26 protein-coding genes are annotated in these 24,962 nt (G+C 52.1%); 24 read left to right on the top strand and 2 right to left on the bottom strand.

What is annotated here, in order from left to right; translation table 11 throughout:
- Positions 1–68: 68 nt before the first annotated feature.
- The 11 genes from HQN87_RS27620 to HQN87_RS27570 all read left to right on the top strand — a co-directional run bounded on the left by HQN87_RS27620 (position 69) and on the right by HQN87_RS27570 (position 11,422).
- Positions 69–515 carry a thiol-disulfide oxidoreductase DCC family protein gene (locus HQN87_RS27620; protein ID WP_173139860.1) on the top strand — a complete coding sequence of 149 codons (447 nt, stop codon included), beginning with the start codon at positions 69–71 and terminating at the stop codon, positions 513–515.
- A 199-nt stretch (positions 516–714) separates the two neighbouring features.
- Positions 715–1,875, top strand: a complete 1,161-nt coding sequence (locus tag HQN87_RS27615) for a CpaE/TadZ family protein (RefSeq protein WP_173139858.1) — start codon at positions 715–717, stop codon at positions 1,873–1,875.
- On the top strand, positions 1,872–3,143 hold the full coding sequence (locus HQN87_RS27610) for a TadA family conjugal transfer-associated ATPase (RefSeq protein ID WP_173139856.1): 1,272 nt from the start codon (positions 1,872–1,874) through the stop codon (positions 3,141–3,143). Before HQN87_RS27615 ends, HQN87_RS27610 begins: the two co-directional genes overlap by 4 nt.
- A gap of 53 nt (positions 3,144–3,196) precedes the next feature.
- Entirely contained in the window at positions 3,197–3,997 is an 801-nt protein-coding gene (locus HQN87_RS27605) for a type II secretion system F family protein (protein ID WP_173139948.1), read from the top strand.
- A 19-nt stretch (positions 3,998–4,016) separates the two neighbouring features.
- Entirely contained in the window at positions 4,017–4,889 is an 873-nt protein-coding gene (locus tag HQN87_RS27600; RefSeq protein WP_173139854.1) for a type II secretion system F family protein, read from the top strand.
- Between the two features lie 13 nt (positions 4,890–4,902).
- Positions 4,903–5,091: a Flp1 family type IVb pilin gene (locus HQN87_RS27595; protein WP_173139853.1), complete on the top strand. Its 189-nt coding sequence runs from the start codon at positions 4,903–4,905 to the stop codon at positions 5,089–5,091.
- Positions 5,088–5,753: a TadE/TadG family type IV pilus assembly protein gene (locus tag HQN87_RS27590; RefSeq protein ID WP_173139852.1), complete on the top strand. Its 666-nt coding sequence runs from the start codon at positions 5,088–5,090 to the stop codon at positions 5,751–5,753. Before HQN87_RS27595 ends, HQN87_RS27590 begins: the two co-directional genes overlap by 4 nt.
- A gap of 61 nt (positions 5,754–5,814) precedes the next feature.
- A complete protein-coding gene (locus HQN87_RS27585; protein ID WP_173139851.1) occupies positions 5,815–8,139 on the top strand; it encodes a hypothetical protein in 2,325 nt (774 codons plus the stop codon).
- Positions 8,140–8,153: 14 nt separating this feature from the next.
- Positions 8,154–9,176 (top strand): TadE/TadG family type IV pilus assembly protein, encoded by a 1,023-nt coding sequence (locus HQN87_RS27580; RefSeq protein WP_254075698.1) that lies wholly within the window; start codon positions 8,154–8,156, stop codon positions 9,174–9,176.
- A 23-nt stretch (positions 9,177–9,199) separates the two neighbouring features.
- On the top strand, positions 9,200–9,709 hold the full coding sequence (locus HQN87_RS27575) for an A24 family peptidase (RefSeq protein ID WP_173139850.1): 510 nt from the start codon (positions 9,200–9,202) through the stop codon (positions 9,707–9,709).
- Between the two features lie 39 nt (positions 9,710–9,748).
- A complete protein-coding gene (locus HQN87_RS27570) occupies positions 9,749–11,422 on the top strand; it encodes a DUF6382 and FHA domain-containing protein (RefSeq protein WP_254075697.1) in 1,674 nt (557 codons plus the stop codon).
- A 1-nt stretch (position 11,423) separates the two neighbouring features.
- Here HQN87_RS27570 and HQN87_RS27565 read toward each other — a convergent pair whose 3' ends face one another.
- Both HQN87_RS27565 and HQN87_RS27560 read right to left on the bottom strand, forming a co-directional pair.
- Positions 11,424–12,326, bottom strand: coding sequence for a TIGR01777 family oxidoreductase (locus tag HQN87_RS27565; protein WP_173139849.1), 903 nt, complete (start codon positions 12,324–12,326; stop codon positions 11,424–11,426).
- A 40-nt stretch (positions 12,327–12,366) separates the two neighbouring features.
- Positions 12,367–12,831: a DUF2621 domain-containing protein gene (locus tag HQN87_RS27560; protein ID WP_173139945.1), complete on the bottom strand. Its 465-nt coding sequence runs from the start codon at positions 12,829–12,831 to the stop codon at positions 12,367–12,369.
- 170 nt (positions 12,832–13,001) lie between these two features.
- Here HQN87_RS27560 and HQN87_RS27555 point away from each other — a divergent pair, with 170 nt between their 5' ends.
- From HQN87_RS27555 to HQN87_RS27495, 13 genes are all read left to right on the top strand, one after another.
- Positions 13,002–14,129, top strand: coding sequence for a deoxyribonuclease IV (locus HQN87_RS27555; protein ID WP_173139847.1), 1,128 nt, complete (start codon positions 13,002–13,004; stop codon positions 14,127–14,129).
- Between the two features lie 46 nt (positions 14,130–14,175).
- Positions 14,176–15,072, top strand: a complete 897-nt coding sequence (gene purU, locus HQN87_RS27550; protein WP_173139845.1) for a formyltetrahydrofolate deformylase — start codon at positions 14,176–14,178, stop codon at positions 15,070–15,072.
- A 270-nt stretch (positions 15,073–15,342) separates the two neighbouring features.
- Positions 15,343–16,131: a CpaB family protein gene (locus HQN87_RS27545; RefSeq protein ID WP_173139843.1), complete on the top strand. Its 789-nt coding sequence runs from the start codon at positions 15,343–15,345 to the stop codon at positions 16,129–16,131.
- A 28-nt stretch (positions 16,132–16,159) separates the two neighbouring features.
- Entirely contained in the window at positions 16,160–17,230 is a 1,071-nt protein-coding gene (locus HQN87_RS27540; RefSeq protein ID WP_173139841.1) for a CpaE/TadZ family protein, read from the top strand.
- Complete coding sequence (locus HQN87_RS27535) at positions 17,227–18,654, top strand: P-loop NTPase family protein (protein ID WP_173139839.1); 1,428 nt, start codon at positions 17,227–17,229, stop codon at positions 18,652–18,654. The genes HQN87_RS27540 and HQN87_RS27535 overlap by 4 nt, the downstream gene beginning before the upstream one ends.
- Positions 18,655–18,669: 15 nt before the next feature.
- A complete protein-coding gene (locus tag HQN87_RS27530; RefSeq protein ID WP_173139837.1) occupies positions 18,670–19,719 on the top strand; it encodes a hypothetical protein in 1,050 nt (349 codons plus the stop codon).
- An 11-nt stretch (positions 19,720–19,730) separates the two neighbouring features.
- Positions 19,731–20,600 (top strand): hypothetical protein, encoded by an 870-nt coding sequence (locus HQN87_RS27525; protein ID WP_173139835.1) that lies wholly within the window; start codon positions 19,731–19,733, stop codon positions 20,598–20,600.
- A 99-nt stretch (positions 20,601–20,699) separates the two neighbouring features.
- Positions 20,700–20,909, top strand: coding sequence for a hypothetical protein (locus HQN87_RS27520; RefSeq protein WP_173139833.1), 210 nt, complete (start codon positions 20,700–20,702; stop codon positions 20,907–20,909).
- Between the two features lie 5 nt (positions 20,910–20,914).
- Entirely contained in the window at positions 20,915–21,058 is a 144-nt protein-coding gene (locus HQN87_RS27515) for a hypothetical protein (RefSeq protein WP_156118554.1), read from the top strand.
- Between the two features lie 15 nt (positions 21,059–21,073).
- Positions 21,074–21,454 carry a hypothetical protein gene (locus tag HQN87_RS27510; RefSeq protein ID WP_173139831.1) on the top strand — a complete coding sequence of 127 codons (381 nt, stop codon included), beginning with the start codon at positions 21,074–21,076 and terminating at the stop codon, positions 21,452–21,454.
- Positions 21,455–21,474: 20 nt separating this feature from the next.
- A complete protein-coding gene (locus HQN87_RS27505; protein WP_173139828.1) occupies positions 21,475–21,972 on the top strand; it encodes a hypothetical protein in 498 nt (165 codons plus the stop codon).
- Between the two features lie 35 nt (positions 21,973–22,007).
- Positions 22,008–22,664: a hypothetical protein gene (locus HQN87_RS27500; RefSeq protein WP_173139826.1), complete on the top strand. Its 657-nt coding sequence runs from the start codon at positions 22,008–22,010 to the stop codon at positions 22,662–22,664.
- Between the two features lie 14 nt (positions 22,665–22,678).
- Positions 22,679–24,928, top strand: coding sequence for a hypothetical protein (locus tag HQN87_RS27495; protein ID WP_173139824.1), 2,250 nt, complete (start codon positions 22,679–22,681; stop codon positions 24,926–24,928).
- The last annotated feature ends 34 nt before the right edge of the window (positions 24,929–24,962 follow it).

The raw sequence follows: 24,962 nt of genomic DNA, 5'->3' as shown, positions 1-24,962 counted from the left end.
GGACATTGTAGGCGCGGGAGCTATCCCGCGTTTTTTGCTGTTTTCTGCAGAGGAGTGAAGGGTACACTATGTCTAAGAGGGAAGGGGCGGACGAAGTGGCGGAGATCAACAAGGAAGTGCAGAGAGAAGCGGTCGTGCTGATTGATGGAGTCTGTCATCTGTGCCAGGGGCTGGTCCGGTTCATTATTCCCCGTGACCCGCAGGCAAACTTCAAATTTGCTTCCCTGCAGAGTGAGGCGGGCCGGGAGCTGCTTAAGGCAGGCGGTCTGCCGGAGCGGCAGTTAGACACAGTTGTGCTGGTTGAGAACGGCAAGTATTATACAGAATCGGCGGCAGTGCTGCGGATTGCCCGCAGACTGCGGTTTCCGTGGCCTCTGGCATATGTGTTCACCCTGATGCCAAGGCCGCTGCGCAACGCAATATACAGGATTGTGGCAAGGAACCGCTACCGCTGGTTCGGCCGGGATGAGCAGTGCCTTTTGCCGACACCGGACATGAAGCGGAGATTCCTCTAGCCGATCAATAAGGGGAATTCTGGAGGGATCTATCGGATGCTGGAAAAAATCTATTGCTGTGCTCTTATATATATGCTACTATAGCTGTAAATTACAGGAACAGTAACGGAAGCACCGTTCAATGACCGTATCCCACGGTTATTGGCGGTGCTTTTTTTGCTGCCGTTTTTCCCAAGATTCTTCAGAGGAGGGTGATTACATGACGGCAAGAATCGTGCTTGCAGTCCGGGAGAGTGAGTACATAGAACCGCTGCTGCATTACCTGCATCATAGCGAGTATGGGGAGATCATGCGGATCACGGCTTTCAGCAGACTGGAGGCTTTTATGGAATTTATGACAGGCGATGAGCTGCCGGACGCGGTTGCAGGAGATCCGTCCTTCATTGAAGCCTGGCTGGTGGAAGGAAGAAGCACGGTTCCCTGGGCAGTCTTAACCGAAGCCGGAGAATTATCCGAACGCGGAGACCTGGCAGGGGGAAGGAGAATTGCCAAGTATCAGGCGCTGCCGTCGCTGCTGGAAGCGATTCTCCAGCTAAGTGACCTGAAGCGGATTAGAACTGCTGCGTTGCCTAAGGAAGCAACATTGCTGCTCGGGGTCGTCTCGGCCAGCGGCGGCAGCGGCAAAACAACGGCAGCGTTAAATATGGCGAAGCAGCTTGGAGCCACCGGCCTGTCCGTGTTCTATCTGAACCTGGAGAGTGTGGACAGCAGCGGATTCATTTTGCGGATGCCGGGCAGTAATGTACCTGGTCTGGAGCGGCTCCTATATGAGCTTAAGGCAGGGGGCGTAGAGCATAAGGGGGGACGGGGCAAGCCGAAGTGGGGCGACTATGTATTCAGGCATGAAAGTCTGCGGTGTGATGCCTTCCGGCCTGTGGAGAACTTCAAGGAGATGCTGCAAATGTCGCAGCAGGACACGCTGGAGCTATTGGAGGGGCTGGCCGGGGTCGGAAGCTATGATGTGATTATCGTAGACACCGGCAGTATTGAGGAAGAGCGGGCCCAGGCTGTTCTGCACAGGTGTGGAGTCTTGCTGTGGGTGCTGAAGAATGAGCAGGTCAGTATCCGCAAGACTGAACGCTGGATCGAGTATATGGCAAGTCCGCATTCCGGGATGCCGCCGGAGCTGATGAATAAGAGCCGGTTAGTGTTGAACAACTGCACCGGGGCGGAGAATGAGCGGCTGCCCTCTTCGGCGCTCAAGCTGGATGCCGTCCTTCCGTATATCCCTTCCTGGGGGCTGCAGCATTACGGAGAGCTTTGTCTTAACTCCCCCCAATTCATTGATGGTATTCAGGAGCTCTGCCGGGGGATCGTAGAACCGGCATTGCCCGGGGTGTTCACCGGGAGTTCTGTATGAATGAAGAAATGTTCAGAGCGCTGCGCAGCGATATCCGGGCCGGGCTGGATGTGACCTCGGTCATCGGGAACCATGAGCTGGCTGCTTTTATAGAACGGATTATCCTGGAGCGGGAACACTTGCGCCTCCTGACAGCCCAGGAGAAGCATGAACTGGTGAAGAAGCTGTTCGATTCCTTCCGCGGGCTGGATATCCTGCAGCCCCTGGTGGATAATCCGGCGATCACCGAGATTATGATCAACAGCCATGAAGAGATCTTCATTGAGGAGGACGGGATGATCCGCAGGCTGCCGCTGGCCTTTGAATCCGGGAGCAGGCTGGAGGATATCATCCAGATCATCGTCTCCGGCGTCAACCGTGTGGTCAATGAATCCTCACCGATTGTGGATGCGCGGCTGCCGGATGGCTCACGTGTCAATATCGTACTGCCGCCTGCGGCGCTGAAGGGTCCGGCCATGACGATCCGCAAATTCCCGGAGACCCCGATGACGATGGAAGAGCTGGTGAAGCGTGAAGCGCTAACTGAGGAGGCGGCAGAGCTGCTGCAGATTCTGGTAGCCGCCAAATATAATATTTTCATCAGCGGCGGGACCGGATCAGGGAAAACAACCTTTCTGAATGCTCTGTCACAGTTCATCCCGCCGCAGGAGCGTGTCATCACGGTGGAGGATTCGGCAGAGCTGCAGATTGTCACGGTTCCGAATCTGGTCTCCCTGGAGACCCGGAATGCCAATACGGAGGGACGGGGCGAGATTACCATCCGTGACTTGATCCGCACTTCATTGCGGATGCGCCCGAACCGCATTGTTGTCGGCGAGGTACGGGGAGCCGAATGTCTGGATATGCTGCAGGCCATGAACACAGGCCATGACGGTTCGTTATCGACTGGCCACTCCAACAGCGCGCTGGATATGCTCAGCCGTCTGGAGACGATGGTGCTTAGCGCGGCTGAGCTGCCGGTAACCGTCGTCCGTCAGCAGATCAGCTCGGCGATAGATATCTTCGTGCATCTGTCGCGGCTGCGTGACCGTTCACGCAGAGTGATGGAGATCAGCGAAGTCGCCGGTGTGCGCAGCGGCGAGGTCGTACTGAATCCGCTATACGAATTCCGTGAATCAGGCGAGCTGGACGGCAGGGTGCAGGGAAGACTTGAGGTCTGTGGCAACCCGCTTCTGAATGTGGTCAAGCTGCAAATGGCCGGAATCGCTGAATATCCGTTGAAGCGGTATGGTAGTGCAGGTTCCGGGAAGGAGGCGATTGTATCTTAAAGGTCATGAAGAAGAGGGGACAGTCGCCCCCGGGCAGGCGCAGAAGAGTCTTCATGAAAAGAACACCGCCAGGGCTGCCGGAAGGCTTATCTGCTTCGGGAGAACAAGTGCTTCTGCCCGATTATACCGTATACGAGTTGACCTCCCTGCAAAGAATGTTGGTCATTCTGTGTGCCGGGGTCCTGTTGTTCGGGATTGGTTACTTGTTCTACCATCAGCTGTTCCTGGCTGCGCTGCTTGTCCCCGGCAGCGCGTATGGGCCACGGCTGCTGCGCCGGTATCTGCTGCAGCGCCGCCGGGCCGCGCTGAATCTGCAGTTCAAGCAAATGCTGTTCTCGCTCTCCTCGTCGCTCTCTGCCGGACGGTCGGTGGAGAATGCCTTCCGGGAGGCCGTGCTTGATCTCCGGATGCTTGACCCGGAGGGCGCAAGCGACATGATCTCAGAGCTGAATATCATCTGCGCCCGCATGGAGAACGGGGAACCGATTGAAGATGCGCTGTATGAATTCAGCAAAAGAGCCGGAATGGAGGATGTAGAGCGCTTCGCAGATGTGTTCATGGTCTGCAAGCGGACAGGAGGGGATCTGGTGGAGATCGTGCGGCGTACGTCGACCATTATTGGGGAGAAGCTGGATATTCAGCAGGATATTGCGGTCAGTATTGCCCAGAAGAAATTCGAAGCCAAGGCGCTGCTGGTCTCTCCCCTGATGATGGTGATGTTTATGAGTCTGAGTGCCGGTGACTATATGGAGCCCATGTACACCGGAGCAGGAATAGCGGTGTCTACACTCGCCTTAATTGCGTTATTCCTCTGTTATCTCTGGACCAATAAGATCATGAACATTCCGCTGTGAAGGGAGGAGAGTGAAGGGGATGTCATGGATCTGCGGTGTTGTCCTGCTCCTGCTCGCAGCAGGCTGGCTATTCCTGCGCATGAGATGCGGAAGCCGCTATGCGGCACTGCGGGAGCTGTCTATGGAAGGCCTGCGGCTTCGCCGGCTGGGTGAGCCTCTGTTGTTACTTGTAGAACAAGGCAGAATCGCCAGTTATCTTCCCTCGGTGATGTTCAGGATACAGCGCTCGCTCCAGCGGCTCTATGGGATGCGCTACAGTGCAGAACGCACCTTGCTCTTCCTGGGAGAGATGCTCAGCTACAGCTGGCTGCTGCTGGCAGGCGGAAGCGCACTGACCTTGCTTACGGGCGAGCAGACGGGAATGATCCTTGGAGGACTGCTGGCCGTAGCGCTTCCGGTGGCCATGGTCAGCGATCTGCACAAGAAGGTCCGTGTGCGGGAGCAGAATATTATGCTTGAGCTTCCCGAGCTGCTGAACAGTATTGTTCTGCTGGTCGGCGCAGGAGAGACTGTGCAGCGGGCTATTATCCGCTGTGTGAACAGCCGCCATGGAGACAGCGCCCATCCGCTGTACGCGGAATTAATGAAGATGACGGCGGAATGGGACGGCGGTTATTCCTTCCAGCAGGCGTTTGAGAACTTCAGCAAGCGCTGTGCGGTGCAGGAGGTCTCTATCTTCACCACTACGGTGCTGCTGAATTACCGCAGAGGCGGGGCCGACTTTGTTCTGTCACTGCGGGATCTGTCACGGATGCTCTGGGAGAAGCGGAAGGCGATCAGCCGGACACGCGGGGAACAGGCATCATCGAAGCTGGTTTTTCCGATGGTGGTTATCTTCTTGATTGTGATTGTGCTGGTGGGGACACCGGCGCTTATGATGTTAAAAATGTAGGAGGTAGAAGCGAATGTTAACACTGATGATTGAAGGAGCAAGAAGCTTTTGGAAGGATGAAGAAGGGCTGGGTACGCTGGAGATGATACTGATCATTGCTGTGCTGATTGCGGTAGTTCTGGTGTTCCGTGAGGAGATTGTAAAGGTGGTCAAGGACCTGATCAGCACGGCTGGAGATAAGAGTCAGGAAGTATTTGATTGATTCCGCTGAGGGAGGATGAGGGCAGCTTCACCATCGAGGCTTCGCTTCTGCTGCCGATCATTATGGGGATTACGCTGGTGCTGCTGTTCTTCTCCTTGTACACCTATCAGAAGTCGATGCTGCTGCAGATCGCCTCAGCTACTGCGGAGCGTGCCTCCTATAACTGGGAGAACAGTAACCGGGCGACAACCGGAGAATTTCAGGCCGGTAATTATGACCCGCTGTACTGGAGAATCGGGGAGGATGGTCTGTTGTCGTCCCTGTTCGGAATCGGGGCAGATAACGGCAGTACAGCCATTGTGCTCCCTGATAACGCTGAGGGCGGAGGCCCGTTGCCGGTGTTGAAGCTGCGCCGGGCTGCGCAGATGGTACCAGCCGGTCTGCAGGGAGAGATGGGCTATGCTTACAGTCTCACAGGCCGCAGAATCAGTACGGAGTTGAAGAAGCTGCTGCAACTGCCTGTCCTGGACAATCTGCTGGCTGATGGAGCTGTTCCTGAGGTGTGTGCCCGTTCCTATGTTACGGAGCCTGTTGAGTTTATAAGAACGGTGGATCTCATGCGTTACTATGGGGCCAAGTTCAAACGTAATTCGTCCGGCAGCAAGGAGGGGAGCGGCATGGAGAAGAAAAATGCAGCCCTTATGCTGGACAAGCTGCGCTAAGGTCTGCCGGCCGGAGCAGCCTGGAGCTGTTCCGGGGATAAGGCAAGGGGAGGGAGATCATATGCGTATTTTCAAGCACAGCAGTTCCTTGAACAAGCTCTCTGGCCGGAGCCGCTTCCTGGACTATGAAGTTAGTATTACTAGAAGCGATGCGGGTAAAGGATTAGCTGGATATACCTTCAGAGGTCTTAGTGCAGCGGAAGGTTCGGTTTCGATCTTTCTGATTATGGTTCTGGCCTTTGTATTTCTATTCAACGCTGTACTAATTGATTATGCACGGATTGCAGCAGTGAATGTGCAGGAGGAACGCTTGGCGAGAGCCGCTATCCGTTCCGTGATGTCTGCTTATGATATTGAACTGCGGGAGGGTTATGGATTATTTGCCTTCGGCGGCGGAGACGGGAATCAGCTGATGTCGAAGGTGCTTAACGATAATCTGTACGAGAGCGGACGGGGCGATGCCTTTAATCTGCTTCCCGTGATGGTCGATTCCTCTTCCCTGGACTGGAGCCGTCCGCTGGGCAGTTATGAGGTCTTCCGGCGGCAGATTATTGAAGAGATGAAATACAAAGCGCCGGTTGATTTCGCCCTGGAGCTGGCAGGCAAGCTTAAGCCGTTATCGGCGGCAATGACTGAAGCTTCACGGACAACGAATGTACTGGGAGACCTCCAGCCCTTGTACGATCAGCGCGAGGAAGCGCTGGATCTTATGCTGCGGAAGCGGAGGGAAGCTGCTGACAGTGCCCGGAAGCTGCAGAAGCTTCTGATGGACCCTCCCGGGAATAGCATATCCGCGCTTACGCTTGGACCTCTGGCTTCTGGCTCTGACATCCCGGCGATGTATGGGGATTATGTGAATAAGTATTATGAGGATTATTACCGGGATTCCAAAAGGTGGCCGAGGTATACAGCGGTTCTATCACGTTATGAGAATCAGACCCTTGAACTGGCAGGCCGTATCCCTGCAGCTCTGGCAGACTTTCAAGAGAGCAATAACCGCCTGCTGGAAGAGGCAGCGGCTGCGTTTGAACAGGTTAAGGCGCTGAACCTTCAGATGAAGAGTGTGATTGAACAGGCCAATGCAGAGGCCAGTGCTGCCGGGGATGATCCTGCGCGCAGCTGGGACATTCCGGAGACTGCGGGAGAACTTAGCTCAGAACCGCTTAAGAAGCTGAGGGAACAAGTGGAGGGGCTTATCCTCCCTTCGTCAGAGATTAGCGAGATGGAGAATAACATCGGGGTACAGCGAAGTGCAGCTCTGCCTATGGAACCGGTGGTCTCCAGTCTACCGGCTATATTAAGCACGGCAGCGGGGCTCTATGCAGACCATTCTCTTATGACTTCCGGGGTTCTTGATGCTTCTCAGGCCGTTAACGGCTATATAGGGAGCTATGGACAACACGGCACTGTTATTGCCGCAGAAGCCGCACGGATCGAGAGCCGCCGCACCTCCGACGGCGAACGCAAGCAGATAGAACGGCAGGCCAAGGAGAAGCTTGGGGATGCCATGAATCTGCTGGATCAGATCCGCGCCCTTGGAGGCAGCGCAGGCGAAGGGATGGAACAATATCGTAGTCTGCGCCGGTACCACCAGGAGAATGTTTCATTCAACGAAGGGGTAGAACAGGAACCGGCTGCTTCCGTGAACACCTCCAGTCATTATGCTGCGGGCCAATCTTCGATGAAGGATATGGATGGTATCTATGCTGCAATGGGCAGTGTGCTGGAAGGAGCCAGGGACAGGCTTTATCAGACGGAGTATTCTGCGATGTACTTCCGGCATTTTGATCTGTCGGCGCTGACCTCCTTGGCTTCAGGGTCCGCTGAAGGAGCCGGTGAGCAGCTTGGGGAACAGCTGAAGCCGCAGGCACAGGAACTCGAATATATCTTGTATGGATTCTATAATCCTGCCGGGAATGTAGCGTCAGCATATGGGGAGATCTTTGCCATGCGGCTGGCAGTGCGGACGATGGAGGGGATGATAGAGAAATCCGGCCTGGGCAATCCGCTCGTTGTGCTGGCGGCTGCACTGCTGTACGGCATTGAGCAGGCTATTCAGGATATGATCCTTCTCTGCACGAAAGGGGAGATTCCGTTATCTAAATATATGACTGCGAAACTCTCGTACCGTGATTATTTGCGGCTGTTCCTCCTGCTTCATGGAGGAGGCGAAGAGCAGCTGGCCCGGATGCTTGCGCTTATCCGTCTGAATACTGGCATCAATCCGATAGAGAAATTTACATATGCCTCCACAGAACTCACGCTGGGGATGCCGCTTTGGTTCCTCCCGGGTGTGGTGAAGCTGGTGGATTACAGTGCAGGACTGCCAGGTGATATACGGGGCAAAACGTATTTCAGAACAGTAGGGGCTGACTTTTCTTATTGAAGGGGGACAGGAGAATGAAGCACTGGCTGCGGAAGTCACCGGGCCCGCAGGAGGAAGGCAGCATGGTTGTCGAAGCGGCGCTGGTTCTGCCCATGTTCCTGTTGTTTATCTTGTTCCTCATCTTCATTATCCAAATGACGTTGTATTCGACAGCGCTCCAGAGCACAGCTTCTGATACCGTCAAAATCATCTCAACCCATATGTATCCTGCGGCATTGGCTGCGCAGCAGCGGGATGCTGCTGGCGGGGAAGATGAAGCCGGGGAGACAGGTGAAGCAGATGAAGCGGGTGAGGCAGGTGAAGCTGGCAGTTCTGGTGACCCAGCCTCTGCGGGAATCTGGAGCATTCCGCGGCTGTCGCTAACGGAATGGAGTGAGGACTACGTCAGTAAGCTTCCAGAACCCATGGAAGCCTGGGTCAGGGCTGCTGTCCGGGAAGGAGAGGGACCGCTGCAGAAGGTGCAGGCGGGAGCCTCGGAGGCTGCGCTGGATCTGGTGCTTAAGCCTATGCTGCGTCCCTATATGTCCTCGGACTGGCTTGAATATAGCAGGATTCATGTTTCCAATGTTACTGTGCCAGATCTTCAAAAAGGTACGCATCCCTATTTCGGTCTGGTGGTCAGCTATGAACTGCCGATGAAAGTCCCGTTCCTGAATCAAAAAATTGTGCTGGAGGCCAGCGCTGTTGAACGCTTATGGATCGGCAACACGGATTCTTCCGGGGAGGGAACTTCGGCTGAACCGGAGGAGGAGTCCGGGACGATCATGATCCTGGAGAAGCCAAACCCGGGAGTGGCGAATCGTCAGGGGACAATAAAGGTGAAGGTGCCTCCCGGGGCTTCCGCCAATCTGTCGATTTTCTACAAGAGCGGCCGGAGCACTGCCAAGTATCTGGGCTGGAAGCAGGCGGATGAGAACGGGTACATCGAATGGGAATGGAAAATAGGCGTCAACACAACGCCGGGGACCTGGCCCTTCGTGATTAGTCTGGCTGATGGAACTACGTTGGAAGCAACCTTTACAGTGGTGAAAAAATAAAAGACTAGGAAAGAGGAACACGGATGACGGAATGGGCAATATGGGGCTGCCTGCCGTTTCTGACAGCGGCATTATTCACAGATATACGCTGGATGAGAATTCCTAACTGGATTACACTGCCTGCGTTGCTCGGGGGGCTCATCCTTCAGACGATTATAAAGGGCTGGCCGGGACTGCTGTTTTCTCTTTGCGGCGGCGCAGCAGGATTTTTGCTATTGCTGATTATGTATTTTATCGGAGCGGTAGGGGCCGGGGATGTTAAGCTGTTTGCCGCCATCGGAGCCTGGACCGGTGTACTCTTCTCACTTCAGGTGATTGTATATTCAGTACTCTTAGGGGCGGTCGTGGGCTGGGTTATTATTCTGTTCAGACGGGAGAGCGGCCGCAGGCTCCGCAGCATGATTAGCAGGACAGCGGGCTTCCTGCTGCTGCGCAATATGAGTTCCTTCAAAGGGCTGGAGGGGGAACTGCTCCGATTTCCTTTTATGCTGGCAGTATTTCCGGGATTCATCTGTGCTTATATTTATTTCTGACATCAAGCTTATTATTGTCAGCTCAGGAGGTGAGGGAGTTTGTATGGACTGGAACGTGATTTCATCCAGCAGGACGGAATAACTATGCTGTTGGGCAGATCCGCAGGACTCAGCGCAGGAGAGCTCAATATGGTGCAGGCCCGGATGCTGATGAATAGCGGTATTCCGCATCATCTGCGGCTGCTCCTCAGAGAGATAGATTTACAGGTAACACTGGAGTATAAGGTTTCCAAGCGGAAGATGCTGGGGGCATTACTTAAGAGTGAGAAGCTCAGCATGATGGAGTTCTTCGGACTGCTGCTGCAGATCGCTGCCGGAATGGAGGAGGGGCAGTTATATATGCTGCGTACAGAGCAGTATGCGCTCCATGAGGACTTTATCTTTATTGAAGGCCCGCTCAGCAGCGGCAAGGTATTCCTGACTTATATTCCGCTGCAACGTACGGAGCCTTCACTAAGACCGGGTGAAGCATTGAAATCGCTGATCATGGTCTTCATGGCTGCGCTTCAGGAATTGTCCGGTGACGGTATCCAGCGGTTGCTGCAATATTGCGGGGAGGATACCTTCAGTCCGGCAGGGCTTAAGGAGCTTTTGGCGGAACTGCTGACGGGAGCGAACAATCATAAGGTCCATGCTGAAGCAGCGGAGCCTGTCCATGGGAGCCAGGTAGCTGGGGCGGGTACCTCTGCTGCCGGATCAGGAAACAGGATAGATTGGGTACAGCCTCCGCTCCGCAGCATGGCAGAACCGGCAAGGGAGTTCCCGGCGGCCGCAGCGTCCCCGCGTGGACAAGGAGATAATCAGGCGCTGTCTTCTGGCTCGATGCTTAATCCGGCTCCTTGGATGAGCGGTACGCCGCAGCTGAAGCGGAAGGAGGGTGCGACCGGTGGGCAGACGGCAACGGACCAACCACTGAGAGCCATTCAGGCTGCGGACAGGCCTAGTAGTCCTTATAGGACATATGTATTGCTGGGGGCCGTCCTGTGTGATGCACTGCTATGGAAGTTTCTCTATTTACATGATCCCGGGACGTTGTGGCTCATAGTCTGTGCTGCGGGTACTCTGATTCTTGCAACTTTAGGCTGGCTGGTATGGAGTGGAAGAGTGGCATGGGGCGAAGCTGAGGAAGACTTGGAAGCTGCGGAAGAGGATTATAGTGGTGCAGCCCGGAAGCGGAAGCTGAGAAGCGAACTGGAGTGGGATTTCGGCAGGAATCCGGTAGTTCAGCAACAATTAGCTGATGTAGCAGCCAATGGCTTCACAGGCAAATCGGCCAGCAGCCAACAGGCATCGGCTGGGATAGCCGGGAGCAGGCCCCAGAAGAAGGAGACGGCAATGGCTACGGCACTGCTGACCCGTGAACCTGAACAGGGTACAGGCAGCGGGCCACCCCTAGCCGGCCGTACAGGGCCTTATCTGGAAAGAACCGATTCAGATGAGAGCGGAGTCCCGGAGAGAATTGAGCTGAACCGTCCCAGCTTCATTATCGGACGCTCATCAGAGGTGGCCCAGTATGTAGAGAAGTCAGAAGGAGCCTCACGGGTCCATGCTGAAATCTCCAGAGGCCCGGGAGGATACATTCTGAAGGATTTGGACTCCAGGAATGGTACGTTTCTTGCAGGTGAGACGATGGTTCCCTATAAAGAATACCCGCTGACCGAAGGGGCTGTGTTCACAATTGTTAGGGGGTGCTACACATTTCACACTGCCTAACCTACTGGGTTCTTAATTGCTCCAGTGCAGGCTGAAGTGTCGGGTAGGTGAATGTGAACCCATGGTTGATCGCTTTGGAAGGCAGCACACGCTGGCCCTCCAGCAGAATCTCTGACAGTTCACCTACAGCGGTCTTCAGCAGAAAGGCAGGGAGAGGAAACCAATGCGGACGATGGTAGACTTTACCGATCATTCTTCCGAACTGTTCATTGGTGACGGGCTGTGGAGCCGTGGCATTGACCGGACCTTCCAGCTCGGGATGAAGAATGCAGAATTCAATGAGCCGGACGATATCTGTGAGGTGAATCCAGGACATCCACTGCTTGCCGGTGCCGATTTTGCCGCCGAAGCCAAGCGAGTAAGGCAGCTTCATTTTGGGAAAAGCACCGCTCTCATTGCCGAGTACGACACCTGTGCGCAGCTTGACCAGCCTTACACCCTGGTATGCTTCATCAGCAGCCTCCTCCCAGGTCTTGACGACTTCTGAAGGGAAGTCCACAACACGGACAGGAGAAGCTTCGTTATAAGTATCCTGCAGTGAAGTACCATAGATGGCGACGGCAGAAGACTGGATGATGATCTGGGGTTTATGCTGAAGGGAATTCAGCAGCTTCCCGGCAGCGGTAACGGTTTCAAGCCGGGATGTCATAATGGCCTGCTTACCCTTCGGAGTCCAGCGCTGGCTGAGTGAAGCTCCGGCCAGGTTAATCAGTGCATCTGCACCCTCGGCAGCTTCTGGATTTGATTCGAGGCTGTCCCAGGTAAGATAGCTCAGACCCGGATGTGCCAGCTTATTCTCCGGGAGCCGGCGGCCGACACTGATAATCTGATGTCCGCTATTCAGCCAATATTCCGTAAGCTCAATGCCAATGAATCCGCTGCCTCCGCATATGATATATTTCATAGGGATTCCTCCTGTTCTGGACGCCCGGTAGTGAAGTAACTTATTTGACCAGATGTTTGTAGGGAGCGTAGTCGATGCCGTTCTTTTCCAGAAAGGTGACCAGGAATCTGTTGTCGCGCCGAGGTGTGGCGATAATATAGCCTTTGATGCAGTGCTCACGGGTGACCTCCGGCGCATCGCTCTCCACGGCAAGCTTGCCGATCTCGGCAGCAATGGAATGCTTGGCAATGTCTCGGAAGGGGGTAGGCACAGGCTGTACAAGCTGGTCCAGAAAAGCCTTCATCTCGTCGCTCCATAGCGGCCGGCTGCGTTCTACCCAGTAATTCTGCCAGTCCAGCTTGGATTTGCCGTCAGCCTTGGGCAGTACCTTCAGGAATTTGCGGAACATAAAGTAGCCGCCGATGCACATACAGCCCAGCAGTAAAAACGTCCAAAATGCGATGGAATTCATAAACCAATTGCTTGGTCCCGTGGATAACAGGCTTGAGGGTGAATGAAAATGCATGGTTACACCGCCTTTGACAATGATGATTGTCACTTTCCTTTACTTATCTTGAGTATAGCGTATTTCCCAAGTTTTGCGAAGCCAAAGCAGCCTCTCCGGGCTTGCCTAGATTTATTCTCCCGATCACGGTAGAATAAGGGTTAATTCGTGAAGGAAAGAGGGAAATAGGCATGCTGAAAATAGGTTCACATGTGTCCTGCGCGGACAAGGGTCTCTTGAGCGCGGCCAATGAAGCAAATGAGTACGGATCTACCTCGTTTATGATATATACGGGAGCGCCGCAAAATACGCGCCGTAAGCCAATTGAGTCCATGTTCCCTGAGGAAGGCAAGCTGGCGATGCGGGAGAATGGCGTAGAGGAGATTGTGGTTCACGCTCCTTACATTATTAACCTGGGCTCCTATAAGGAAAACACCTACCAGCTGGCAGTAGATTTCCTGCAGGAGGAGATCCGCCGCACCCATGCACTTGAGGTCAAGCATATTGTTCTGCATCCGGGTGCATTCACCGACAAGGATTCTGAATATGGCATTCAGCGTATTGCAGACGGACTGAATGAGGTGCTGGGCGGTACGAATGAGACGGATGTGCACATCGCGTTGGAGACGATGGCCGGCAAGGGGACGGAGGTCGGCCGCAGCTTTGAGGAGCTTGCCTCTATTATTGATAAGGTCGAATTCAATGAGCGGCTGTCCATTTGTCTGGACACCTGTCATATTCATGATGCCGGATACGATATCGTGAACGATCTGGATGGGGTGCTGAAGAAATTCGATGACACCGTCGGCCTTGAGCGTCTCGGTGTTATTCACATCAATGACAGTAAGAACCCGCGCGGAGCGGGCAAAGACCGCCATACTCCGATTGGCTCAGGCTACATTGGTTACGAGGCAATCAACAATGTTGTGCATCATGAGGCGCTGGCAGGTCTGCCGTTTATTCTGGAGACGCCTTGGATCGGCAAAGAAGCGAAGAAGGTCCGTCCTATGTATGAAGTGGAAATCGCCTTGCTGCGCGGCAATGTCTCTGAACGTTTCGGAGCGGAATTCCTGAAGGAGCTGGAAGAGCTGCATGCTTTTTTTGCCAAGCAGGAGCTGGATTCCCGCCGTTATGTTCTTGATGTGTGGGAACTGCTGAAGAACGACGCGAAGGCCAAAAAGGCAGATCCCCGTGAACCACTGGAACGTCTCTATGATCAGGTAATGGCCGCCGGATTATTCCCTCAGCTCAGTGAGGAGGCCGTTAATCACCGGCTGATCGCCTGGCTGGCAGGCAAACAGCTGCTCGTGAAGGCCTAATCAAACAACAGATTGCGTTAACAGATGAGAGGATGGACGGAGAAATATGGAATTACATGTGAAGAGAGATCATTCATCAGGCACACAACATCCTGACCGGGCGCGTATGCTCATTTCTTGTCCTGACGGTCCGGGGATTGTAGCGGCGGTGTCGCATTTTTTGTACCAGCATGGCGCGAACATTGTGCAGTCGGACCAATATACGATGGACCCGGACGGCGGAATGTTTTTCATGAGAATAGAGTTTGACCTGCTCGGGCTGGATGAGCGGATTGAAGAGGTGCGTACGATCTTCGGCGGCGTTGCCGAACGCTTCAAGATGAACTGGCAGATCTTCAAGGTGAGCCACAAGAAACGGCTGGCGATCTTTGTCTCCAAGGAGGATCATTGTCTGGTGGAGCTGCTCTGGCAGTGGCAGGCCGGTGATCTGGATGCGGATATTGCCCTTGTTGTCAGTAACCACACCGATATGCAGGCTTATGTAGAGTCCTTCGGGATTCCGTTCCATCATATTCCGGTTACGGCAGAGACGAAGGCCGAAGCAGAGAAGCGCCAGCTTGAGGTGATCGGTGAAGATATTGATGTGATCATTCTGGCCAGATATATGCAGATTATCTCTCCTTCGTTCATCGAGCATTACCGGCACCGGATTATCAATATCCATCATTCGTTCCTGCCCGCATTCGTCGGCGGCAAGCCTTACGCCCAGGCCTATCAGCGCGGAGTCAAGATCATTGGGGCGACTGCCCATTATGTGACCGAGGAGCTGGACGGCGGACCGATTATCGAGCAGGATGTGCAGCGGGTCAGCCACAGCGACGATGTGAATGAGCTTAAGCGCATTGGACGTACGATTGAGCGGGTGGTTCTGGCCCGTGCCGTGAAATGGCATATCGAGGACAGAATTCTCGTGCATCATAACAAGACAGTAGTATTTAACTAATCAGCGGACTACTTCAGTTAGCCTTACAACCACTCCGGTAAAAGCCAGGGAACATGCGAAAGCAAATGTACATCACATCGTTCCGGCCTGGCTTTTACCGGACATTATCTTCAGCCGGGAACTTCCCGCAGCCTCAAGCTAGACAACCTCACATGATAATCTAATACACTTCTCACCATGACAGGTAAAAAAGCATTTTACCACATTTTGGATATTAATCCTAAGTGTATTTTGTTATGTGCAAAATCACATTCAAAGGGGGTAAAGGGCTTGGCAACACCACACGGACGTTTATTGAAACGCAATTACTTCTTCGCTTGCCTCATTCTGATCATCGGCTTCGGCGGACTGCTCGGCTATGATCTCTACTTCAAGCCTTATGTGCTGTCACAGACTGTTGTCAAAATTAAAGTGGATAGCGGAGGGTTTCTGCCGAAGAATCATGAGCTTAAGGCGGAGAATCTCTATCTGGATTCCGTGCAGACCAAAGATATTCCGGCCGGGGTCATCACAAGCCTGGATCAGGTGGAACGGAAGATTACGAATGTCAATCTGACAGATGGAAGCATCCTGACCGAATCGCTGGTTGATGTAAGCGAGCTGGAGCCGCAGCAGGATGAAGGGATTTTCCCCATTCCCAAGGATGCTATCTATGCCATTAACGGTTCTCTCCGCAGCAGGGATAAGGTGGATATCTATCTGGTAGAAGGTGAACCGGCCGCTAAAGAGCGGCGGGGAAGCAGCCCGGCGGCAGCAGCACCTGCATCTGTAACTACTCCCGGAGGGAGTAAGGCCTCAGACGCTTCTTCCCTGCTGGAAGCAGAGGTTCCGCCCGAGGTACCGGCCCGCAAGGTATTCTTAAGCGGAGTGACGGTGAACTATGTGCGTACTGAAGACAACAATGATGTACTCGATTCAGAGAATGGCAACAACAATAACCGCTTTACTTCGACCGGGAAGGTGGCAGCACCTGAGCTGAAGCTGAAGAAGAGCGACGGTGAGCTGCTGGGTGCTTATCTCGAACAGGGCAAGAAGCTATGGATTGTAAGGGTAGAGTAGCGCGGAGCAGAAGCAGAAGGGAGGAAGGATGAGCTTGAGAATATTCAGTCTGGGAATTGATCAGCTGACAATCAATGAAATTAAGCTTGCAGGATTTACGGTCATTGCACAAAGTGTGCTGCCGGGGCCTGAACATACCGGAGGGCATCTCTTGATGGTGACAAGCGAGCAGGTGCCGGTGGCGGATTTAAGTGAGCTGAGAGGGAGGTACCCTGACTCTTCTATTTTGTATATGTATTTGCAAAAAGGAGTGAGGGGGTATCAGGCCATACATATGCACTGTGAGGGTCTGGGCATCTTCTTCATGCCCCCGCGTTCGACCTCGGCGGCTATCATAGATAAGCTGCGCTACATCATGGAGGATGAGCTTAAAGACAGCGGTAATCTGGTCGGATTCTTCGGCTCAGGACCGGGTATTGGCTGTACAAGTATCGCCAAGCTGTTCGCCAGGAGAATTGCCGCTTCAGGTCTGCGGGTGATATTGCTTGGTCTTGATCTGTACGATCCGGGCCATGACCGGAAGACAGCGGTTAGTCTGGACAGGCTGCGGCCGCGGATTACCGGAAAAATGCTGCATGCTGAGGATTTTGACGGATTGGTGAAGCAGGAAGGTTATGCTTATCTGCCTGGCAACTTCGATTATCTTAGCGCGCAGGATTACCAGGAAGAGGAGATCGAATATCTGCTGGCCAGCGCCATTGAGAGTGCCGATGTGGTTATAGCGGATTTCGGATCGATTCCCGAGAGCGCCGCCTGGTATGTGGGTATGCAGAAATCCGTACTGCGCATGATGGTGACGCATCCACGGCATGAATACAGGCTGCAGCCCCTTATGGAGCTGGCCGGGCATATGGACCTGCACCCGCAGGACTTCCAGTGGATTATTAACCGCAGCAATGTGGAGGAGCTGACCTCAGCGAAGAATCTGGCCCTGCATCTCGGCTGCGAGCTTCTGCTGGAGCTTCCGCATTATCCATCTTTCCCGGAGAGCCTGCCGCTCGGCAAAAAGGAGCTTCAGCAAGCGGACGACAAGGTCCATGCTTTGCTTGTATCGCTGGGCCTTGCCCGCGAAGTCCGCAAGAAGGGGATATTTCAATGACACAGGGTTTCTCACTGAAGCAGAGCGTACTGCGTACCAGCACACCAGGCAAAGAGGACTTTTACGGATTCCTGCAAAAAATGAAAAATGAAATGAACGCCGGGCTGGAACGTGAGGATGACAGCTATTTCGAACTGAATGCCAAGGCGCTGATTGGTGATCCGCAGGCGGTCAGCTTTTTCATGAACGAGATTGAGAAATATCTGCGGCGGACCCCGTTTACCGGCAAAGTGCCGGAGGCTTACCGTACAGCGGCAGAAGCGCTGTTTCATGAATGGAAGGGCTTTGGCCCCGCCTACCGCTGGTTTACAGACCGTGCTTATAGTGAATCAACCGGACTGCAGATGATCGGACGTCAGATTTTCTATAACCATCAAGGGAGGTTTGTCGCTTATCCTTACGAGATGCCCTCGCTGGACCGGGTGGAGCAGCTTAAGCGTTCTCTGCTGAAAAGTGATCCGAACAAGAAGCTGAACAAGGATAACCCTTCGGTGGAATTCAAAATGGATGATCCCCTCTGGCCGGGTCGGTTCATCCGTCTAGCCATCTGGGTCTCGCCGCGGGTCTGGGAGGGCTTCACCACCATCTCGTTACGGCGTCAGGTTGTTGAATTCCTGGATCTTGACGATCAGGCCGGTACGGAATGTATTCCTGCAGAAGCGATTGATCTGATCCGCGCCCTCACAGGCACGTTCCGCAATACGATTATCGCTGGGGCGGTAGGCTCAGGCAAAACCACTTTTGCCAATACGATTGTCGGTGAGCAGCTGCTGGGCTCCTCTTCCTGCATGGGAGTAGTCATGATTGAGAAGCATCCGGAGTCGATTCTGCCGTATCAGATTAAAGGCCACCGGATCATCCCGATCCAGGCATCCAATGAAGAATTAATGGAGGTCGGAGTGGAGTCCCTGCGGCATGACCCGAACATTCTCTACATGACGGAAATGCGCTATAACGAATGGGAATTCTATCTGTGGAGCGGAGAGAAGGGCTATGACGGCATTACAGGAACCTTTCATACTGTAGATTCAGAGGATATTCCGTATCAGGGGGCATTTGCCGTATCTACACGGATTGGCGGCAGCCTGAAGGGGCATTTAATCTCAGCGCTGAAATCCTGTGAGCTGGTATTTATTCTGGAAAGTGTCCCGGACGGGAAGAAGCGGCTGACGCGGATTTCCGAGGTCTTTTATGAAGAAGCCAGCAACTCGGTATTCGCCAGTGATCTGATGCGCTGGGAACCGGAGCAATCGGCCTGGAGCTATAATGACAAGCTGACACCGGGGCTGATGCTGAAGATGAAGAAGAAGAATGCCAGAGCTGCACGGATGCTGCTGCAGGAGCTTGGACATCTTGCTGCGCAGAAGCCGATGGCTAACCCGCTGAAGGAAAGTCTGAAATCCAAAATTGTTTTGAATGAATGAGAGGAAGCGGAGCCTGTGGAACTGCTGTTATATATCATCCAGTTTATCCTTCACTTACTCGTTGTAGGCGGACTCTGGCTGCTGGTGAAGCCGCTTGCCCATCGCGGGCTGAAGCAGTGGGGGCAGAAGCTGGAGTTCCGGATGGACCTGAGAAGGAGCCTGTTCGGTAAGAAAGTCAGAACGGTGAAGAGGAGAAATTGGCTGTACCGTCATCTGGATGATCTGCTGTATTTTGCCCATAAGAGATATGAGCCGGGCCTCAGTGTTCTGCGCTTTACCGCCCGTTCAGGAATGCTGTTCCTGGGGGTGTTTCTATCCAGTCTGCTGACACTGAGGGAGCTGCCGGGGCAGATGAGCTTCAGCAATCCTTTTCTTGAGGGAATGGTCCTGAATGACGGCGCACCTGTCCAGAATGCCTGGCGGCTTCCGCTGTTCCTGGCAGTCCTCTCGGCATGTATTCCTTATCTGCGGATGAGATATGCCCATGCCCAGAGAAAGGTACGGGGGAGTTACGACCTGCTCGATGTGATCAAAATCGCCACCAAATTCACTCATTTATCCGCAGATTCCATTTTATCGAAGACCAGTGAATTGCTGCCCGGGGATAACGTGCTGAAGACTCCTCTGAAGCTGCTTGGGGCAGCGTTCGCCAATTACAGCAATGAACGGGAGCTGAATGAGGAAGCAGGGCGTTTCGCCCGGGCGATTGGGACGACGTTTGCCGTAGAATTCGTCTCCGATCTGCTCTATTGCGAGAAGGAGGGGACACGTTATCTCAAAAGCTCACTCATGACGCTGAACCGCTCGATGGAGCTGCAACGGGAGACCATTATGACGGTGAAGGCAAGCAGCAGGGATGCGATTAGCCTGGGGCTGTACGGAAATCTGATTGTGCTGGTATCTTCTGTTGGAACGTTTATGTACATGCTCAAGCCGGATGTCTATTTCAAATTACAGTTTGAAACGACGGTTGGACTTACCTTTATGATGGTGATCATTGCGGGATTATTCATCTCGTTCATGATTAGTACCATCCTCGCCAGACCCAAGCTGGACTACCACTAAGGTGATGAATAATGGATAGATTATTACTATTAATAGCTGTAACAGGTATTGTGTATCTTGCCCTATTGGTCTTTGTCAGCAGCAGCAGTCGTCAGGAACGGTATGTGCTCCGTCTGAGCATGCAGTGGAAGGCCTTCGGGGAACGGGTGCAAAATGAGCGGCTCCAGCAATTGCTGAATCAGAGCGGGCTGTCCATCTCAGCGGCCAAAATCACTCTGTTCCGTTATTCGGCGGCTGTGATGTATCTGGTTATCCAGGCAGCAGGAGACTTCGTACGTTCCGAGCCGATGTCTGTGTATGATCCGCTTATTGCCCTGCTGATTCTGCTGATTACCAGTCCGAAGCGGGCTCTGCCGCTTGGCTGGCTGCTGATTTGGCTGCATCAGAAGACACTGATTCAAAAAGACGGGGAGCTGATCTCCTTCATCCGTCTCTATGAGAATAATCGGCTGCGCAAGCGGGGATATGTGGAATTTGGAGCCTTCTGCGCCGGAACGGCCAACCATTTCAATTACATCCGCCAGGATCTGTACGAGCTCTCGGAAAGGGCGGTGGATGAGGGAACGGAGCGGGCGATTGAATGGTTTTGCGGCAAATTCCCCGAGAACCATACGTTTATCAACGATATCCGCTCCATTCTGCTGGCGACGGAGGGGATGGATGATGACCATGAAGCGGCGAATTATTTACGGGAGCAGGGCAAAATCATCACCAAAATCTCCAGCGATCAATATTTGAAGAAGTGGTCCTTTATCGGAGATATTTCCACTATCATCAATGTCATTCCGTCTATCGCTACCTTCCTGATGATTGTCTCGCTGGCCATGCAGTACATTATGCTGATCAAAGGAAATTTTAACGGCGTAGGTATGTTTCAGTGAGCAGAATTGGCCATTGGCAGCAAGAAAGTGCTACAAGTGAAATTTTTGTTATATTCAAGCAGCATTTTACAATATAAAATCATAAGGGAGATATTAACAATGAAAAAAGATGCTATTTCTACCGGTTTATTTATCGCTATCGGATTCCTGTGTGTGGCTATCGTAATCGCTATATTGATTCCTGTGGTACGGGACGTAATTGACAAAGCCGACGACAACCGGCCTGATATTCCCAAGGTTAGTCTGGTTCAACCGGCAGATTCCGGGGAAGCTGCTGTAACTGACACGCTCGTTCATCCCTTGGTTTAACTGAGATGAAGAAGGACTCGATTTCCGTCGCGCTGTTCCTGGCTATTGGCTTTGTGATTGCCGGTATTTTTATTGCCGGGGCTACAAGCATTATCGGCGGCAGCCAGGATGATATTATTACCCATGTCAAAGCTGTCGAGCAGTATTAAAAGGAGGCGCTGCGCTTGAAGGCAACCGTCCTCCGGGCATTGTTCATGTGGCTGGTGCTGTTCATAATCCTGCAGCCGATTTTTACGTACATTGATTATCTGCTCGATCTGCAGGTCAAGGCCAACACATCTTATATCACGCAAAAGGCAGCGACAGAAGGGATGGTCACGGCCTCTATGAAGGCTGAGGTCATCTCAAATCTGAAGGCCGTCGGATTTCCGGAGAGCTCGATCCAAGTTACCAGCGGAACAGAAGTAATCCTAGAGCGCAAACAGCGGATTGATGTGTTCGTGACAGCACCGCGGGTGAACCTGTTCCCCTATAATTTCTCCGGCGTATCCCAGCCCACACAGTATTACGGACATGGCTCGATCATGAGTGAATATCTCGATTAATTAAGGGATGAAGCTAACCAATGGATTATATTATTAAGCTGGCATTTGTCCTCTTGATCTTTATTTATTCCTGGTTCTTTCAGATTCAGAATCAGGAGTGGGATACTATGCGAAGTATGCTTAAGGACGCCAACAACATGGCCGTCCATGACGCATCACAGGAATTGAACGAAGCAGCGAGGGCACAAGGCCGGCTGGTTATTGACCCCGCTGAGGCCTATGCCACCTTCCGCCAAACCCTGCAGAGCAATCTGGGACTGGACGACGGCTTATCCCCCCTGGCGGGGAGCCGGCTTCAGGCTCAAGTGAAGATCGTTAAGTTCGACATTGTGGATGAAGCAACCGGAGCCACCTTTCCGCTGCTCTATGAAGACCGTACTTACGGCATCACCAAATACATACAAGGCCCTTCGGTCATAGCGGTTATTCAAACCGAGCATCCGGTTCTCATCTCCAGAAGCAAGGTCCAAGAGGCCATCACGGTCCCGGCGGTGCAGGAGTATAGGATGAATCGCTGACGGGTTCAAAATTACAAATAAGGGAGATTTCAATGATGAAAAAGAAGATGATCAGCAAGACATTAGTGGGGAAGACAGCGGTGAAAGCTTTGCTGGGAGTGGCCTTGTTAACAGGTTCGGTTGTTGCTCAAACGGGAGCTGTCAGTGCAGCAGAAGCGAAGCCGACAGCTAAACCAACGGCGCAGTCAACGGCAGCACCAGTAATGAGAGATAATCTCTCCAAGTATGGATTAGTGAAGGATATGGAGCTGCCAGTGACGGTTACGGCCGGGGGATTGAGTTATACGTTGGAGAAGATCATGATTTATGATATTAACTCCAAGGATGCCCAGAATTTAATAAAACAATTTAGATATGACTCCTTTGGAGTATTGGTAAGCAAGCCTAAATATTTCATCTGGACTAAAATTACGATAAAGAATAACAGTAATAGTACGGTAAAAAGATCATTGAATGATCAACAAGATAAGTGGGTTTTAACACTAAAACGGGGAGGGGAGTTAGATCCTATTTGGCCAAAAACAAATGAGGGGAAAATAAACAATAAAAGTGCATTCTACTACTATACACTCAAGCCAGGTGAAGAACTGTCTACGTATCAAGCATTTTTGTATGAAAAAGATTTTGATTATTTTGCAGTTCGTTTGTATCATGCTAATGGTTTTGATGAAAAATTAATAGTGAAATATTAAGAGGACTACTGATTATGAAGAAAGTGATTTTATTATGTTTATGCGTATCGCTAATTGTTCCTTTTGTATTCTCTAAATCTGTGCAAGCTGCTGACACAAAATCAACTTCAATTTCTATTCCTATTACGACTGGTTTACTTGGTTCTGACAATTCGGCTAAAAACTTTTATTTAGAGCTTCCTAATGGTGTGACTAGCTCTTCTATTAAAACAGGAAGTCTAAAATATAATGGGCCGAATGGTAAGGTGAGTGTTTCTTTGGAAAACGGGAAAATTAAAGTTGCGCTAAATGGGGTGGCTAATCAAAAGTACTATAGAAATGTCGTAGGCTATAAGGCTTCTTGGGATGCAATGTTTAGGACACAAATTTATAACTCTATCTGGTTGTATTCAGACGGAAGAAGATGGCAGATAAACGAATATGACGAACATAATGACCGTATGAAGACTGGTGATGTTACTGCAACTGATGTTTATCCTTCACGGAATCCACCAAGAACGAAGGTAACCGCAGGCCCTTATCAAGACAACCTTTTCTTGAAGTGGTACAACGGATCGGTAAATGAGGTTGTTAATAATCAGGATATAATTCAATCTACTATAAAGGTTGTATCTTTTGAAAAATCATCTTATGCAGAAGATCCGAAATTTAAAAATGGAAGAGTGATTTTAAATTATACAATCCCTGACGGGGTACCGTGGGATGCGGAAAGCAATGATGGTTTGTCAGGTAAAGCGGAAGGACGCAAATATAAAGCTTTCGCATCGTATTATTACACAGCCGATGCCAAAGTAACCACCTACAGCTATGGAGGCCTGGTCACCTTCGACTACTCCCCACCCGACCAGGCCACCCTAAACGGAACGGCCACATTGGAGAAGCCAAGCCCGAACCCGATCAAGCTGGAAGGCAGCAAGGTCGATGTGAAGATTAACGTTAAAGGCGAGCTGCTCGGTTATACAGATTCCTCTAACATCGAGGAATGGGTGTTTTATGCCAATGAGAAGAATGGTACAGGCAAGGCCGACATGAAGAAGGATTACAGCAAGCAGCTTACGGCATCCAAGAGTTTTGACCTTTCCATCCCGGCGAGTCGTGTCATCAATGATAATTTCAAGCAGGATTATATCCTGACTGTTGTCATTCGATTCAAAAAGCCGGTCCTCACCAAGTCTGGAACCATAACCTCCCTGGAGCAGAAAATGGAGGTCTCTGCCGGGGTGTACAAGACGGATAACCCCATCACCTATCCATCCGTACCCAGCAAACCGACCAAGCCGGAAGGGAAGCCGCCGATCGCCCGGATCTCTGCACCTAAGTACATCAAAGCCGGTTCTGACATGATGGTATACGGGGGAAACTCCTCTGATCCAGACGGATATATTACCGACTACGCGTGGGGAACTCCTGGAGCGCAAGGGGGCATAGAGAATACGGCCAGGGGTTATGTGTGGTATACCCGAGATGATGTTGGACAGACGTTCCCCATTACTCTTACCGTTGTCGATAATGATGGTCTAATCGGGAGCACCAGTACGGAAGTAACGGTTATCGAACCGGTTCCATCGGCAAGCCTGGAAATTATCGGATCACTCAAGCAGAATCGGAAAACTACATTGATCAACAGCAGCCAGAGTCCAACCCGGTTTCCGATCATTAAGTCTAAGACACAGGTCACGATCAGTGCAGTCAGCGGTGGGACGAATGCGGATATTAAGTACAGCGGCAACTTGGCCGAACTGGAGAGTAAGGATATTCTTTTTAAGAAGCCAGGAAAGTATAAAGCTACAATTCACGTAGAGAATACGGCCGGGTATGCTTCGGACAAGGAGATTATCTTTGATATCGCCCCCGACGAATCCCCTTTTGCCTACTTTGCAATGCCTATTGGTTCCTATCGGGACCCGGGTAATGGAAACAAAGCGATCATCTCGATTGATGATATGTCATTCTCTTCAGACAAAGATAATATCATTCAACGGATCTGGGAATATCGCTACGATTCTAATAACAACGGAAATTTCACAGATGAAGGCTGGGTTCAGTTCAGCGACGCCAACCAAACCCGCCTAAATTTGGAGCTGTATCAGGTCGGGAAGTATGAGGTACGTGTTACTGTTCTTGAAGAGTTCGGACAGCCAACCATTGAGGATTTTGTCACTGATGCGGATCGGCTGCGGACGAATTCTGAAGCGACCCAGAATGTGATTGAGCGGATTGTAGAAGTGAATAACCGCGCGCCTGAAGTAGATTGGGATTTATAAGGGAGGAGGGGAAGCTGGCCATATGAAACATCAA

Source organism: Paenibacillus tritici, assembly GCF_013204885.1.
Classification (GTDB): Bacteria; Bacillota; Bacilli; order Paenibacillales; family Paenibacillaceae; genus Paenibacillus_AQ; species Paenibacillus_AQ tritici.
This window is presented reverse-complemented; position numbering and strand designations above follow the sequence as displayed.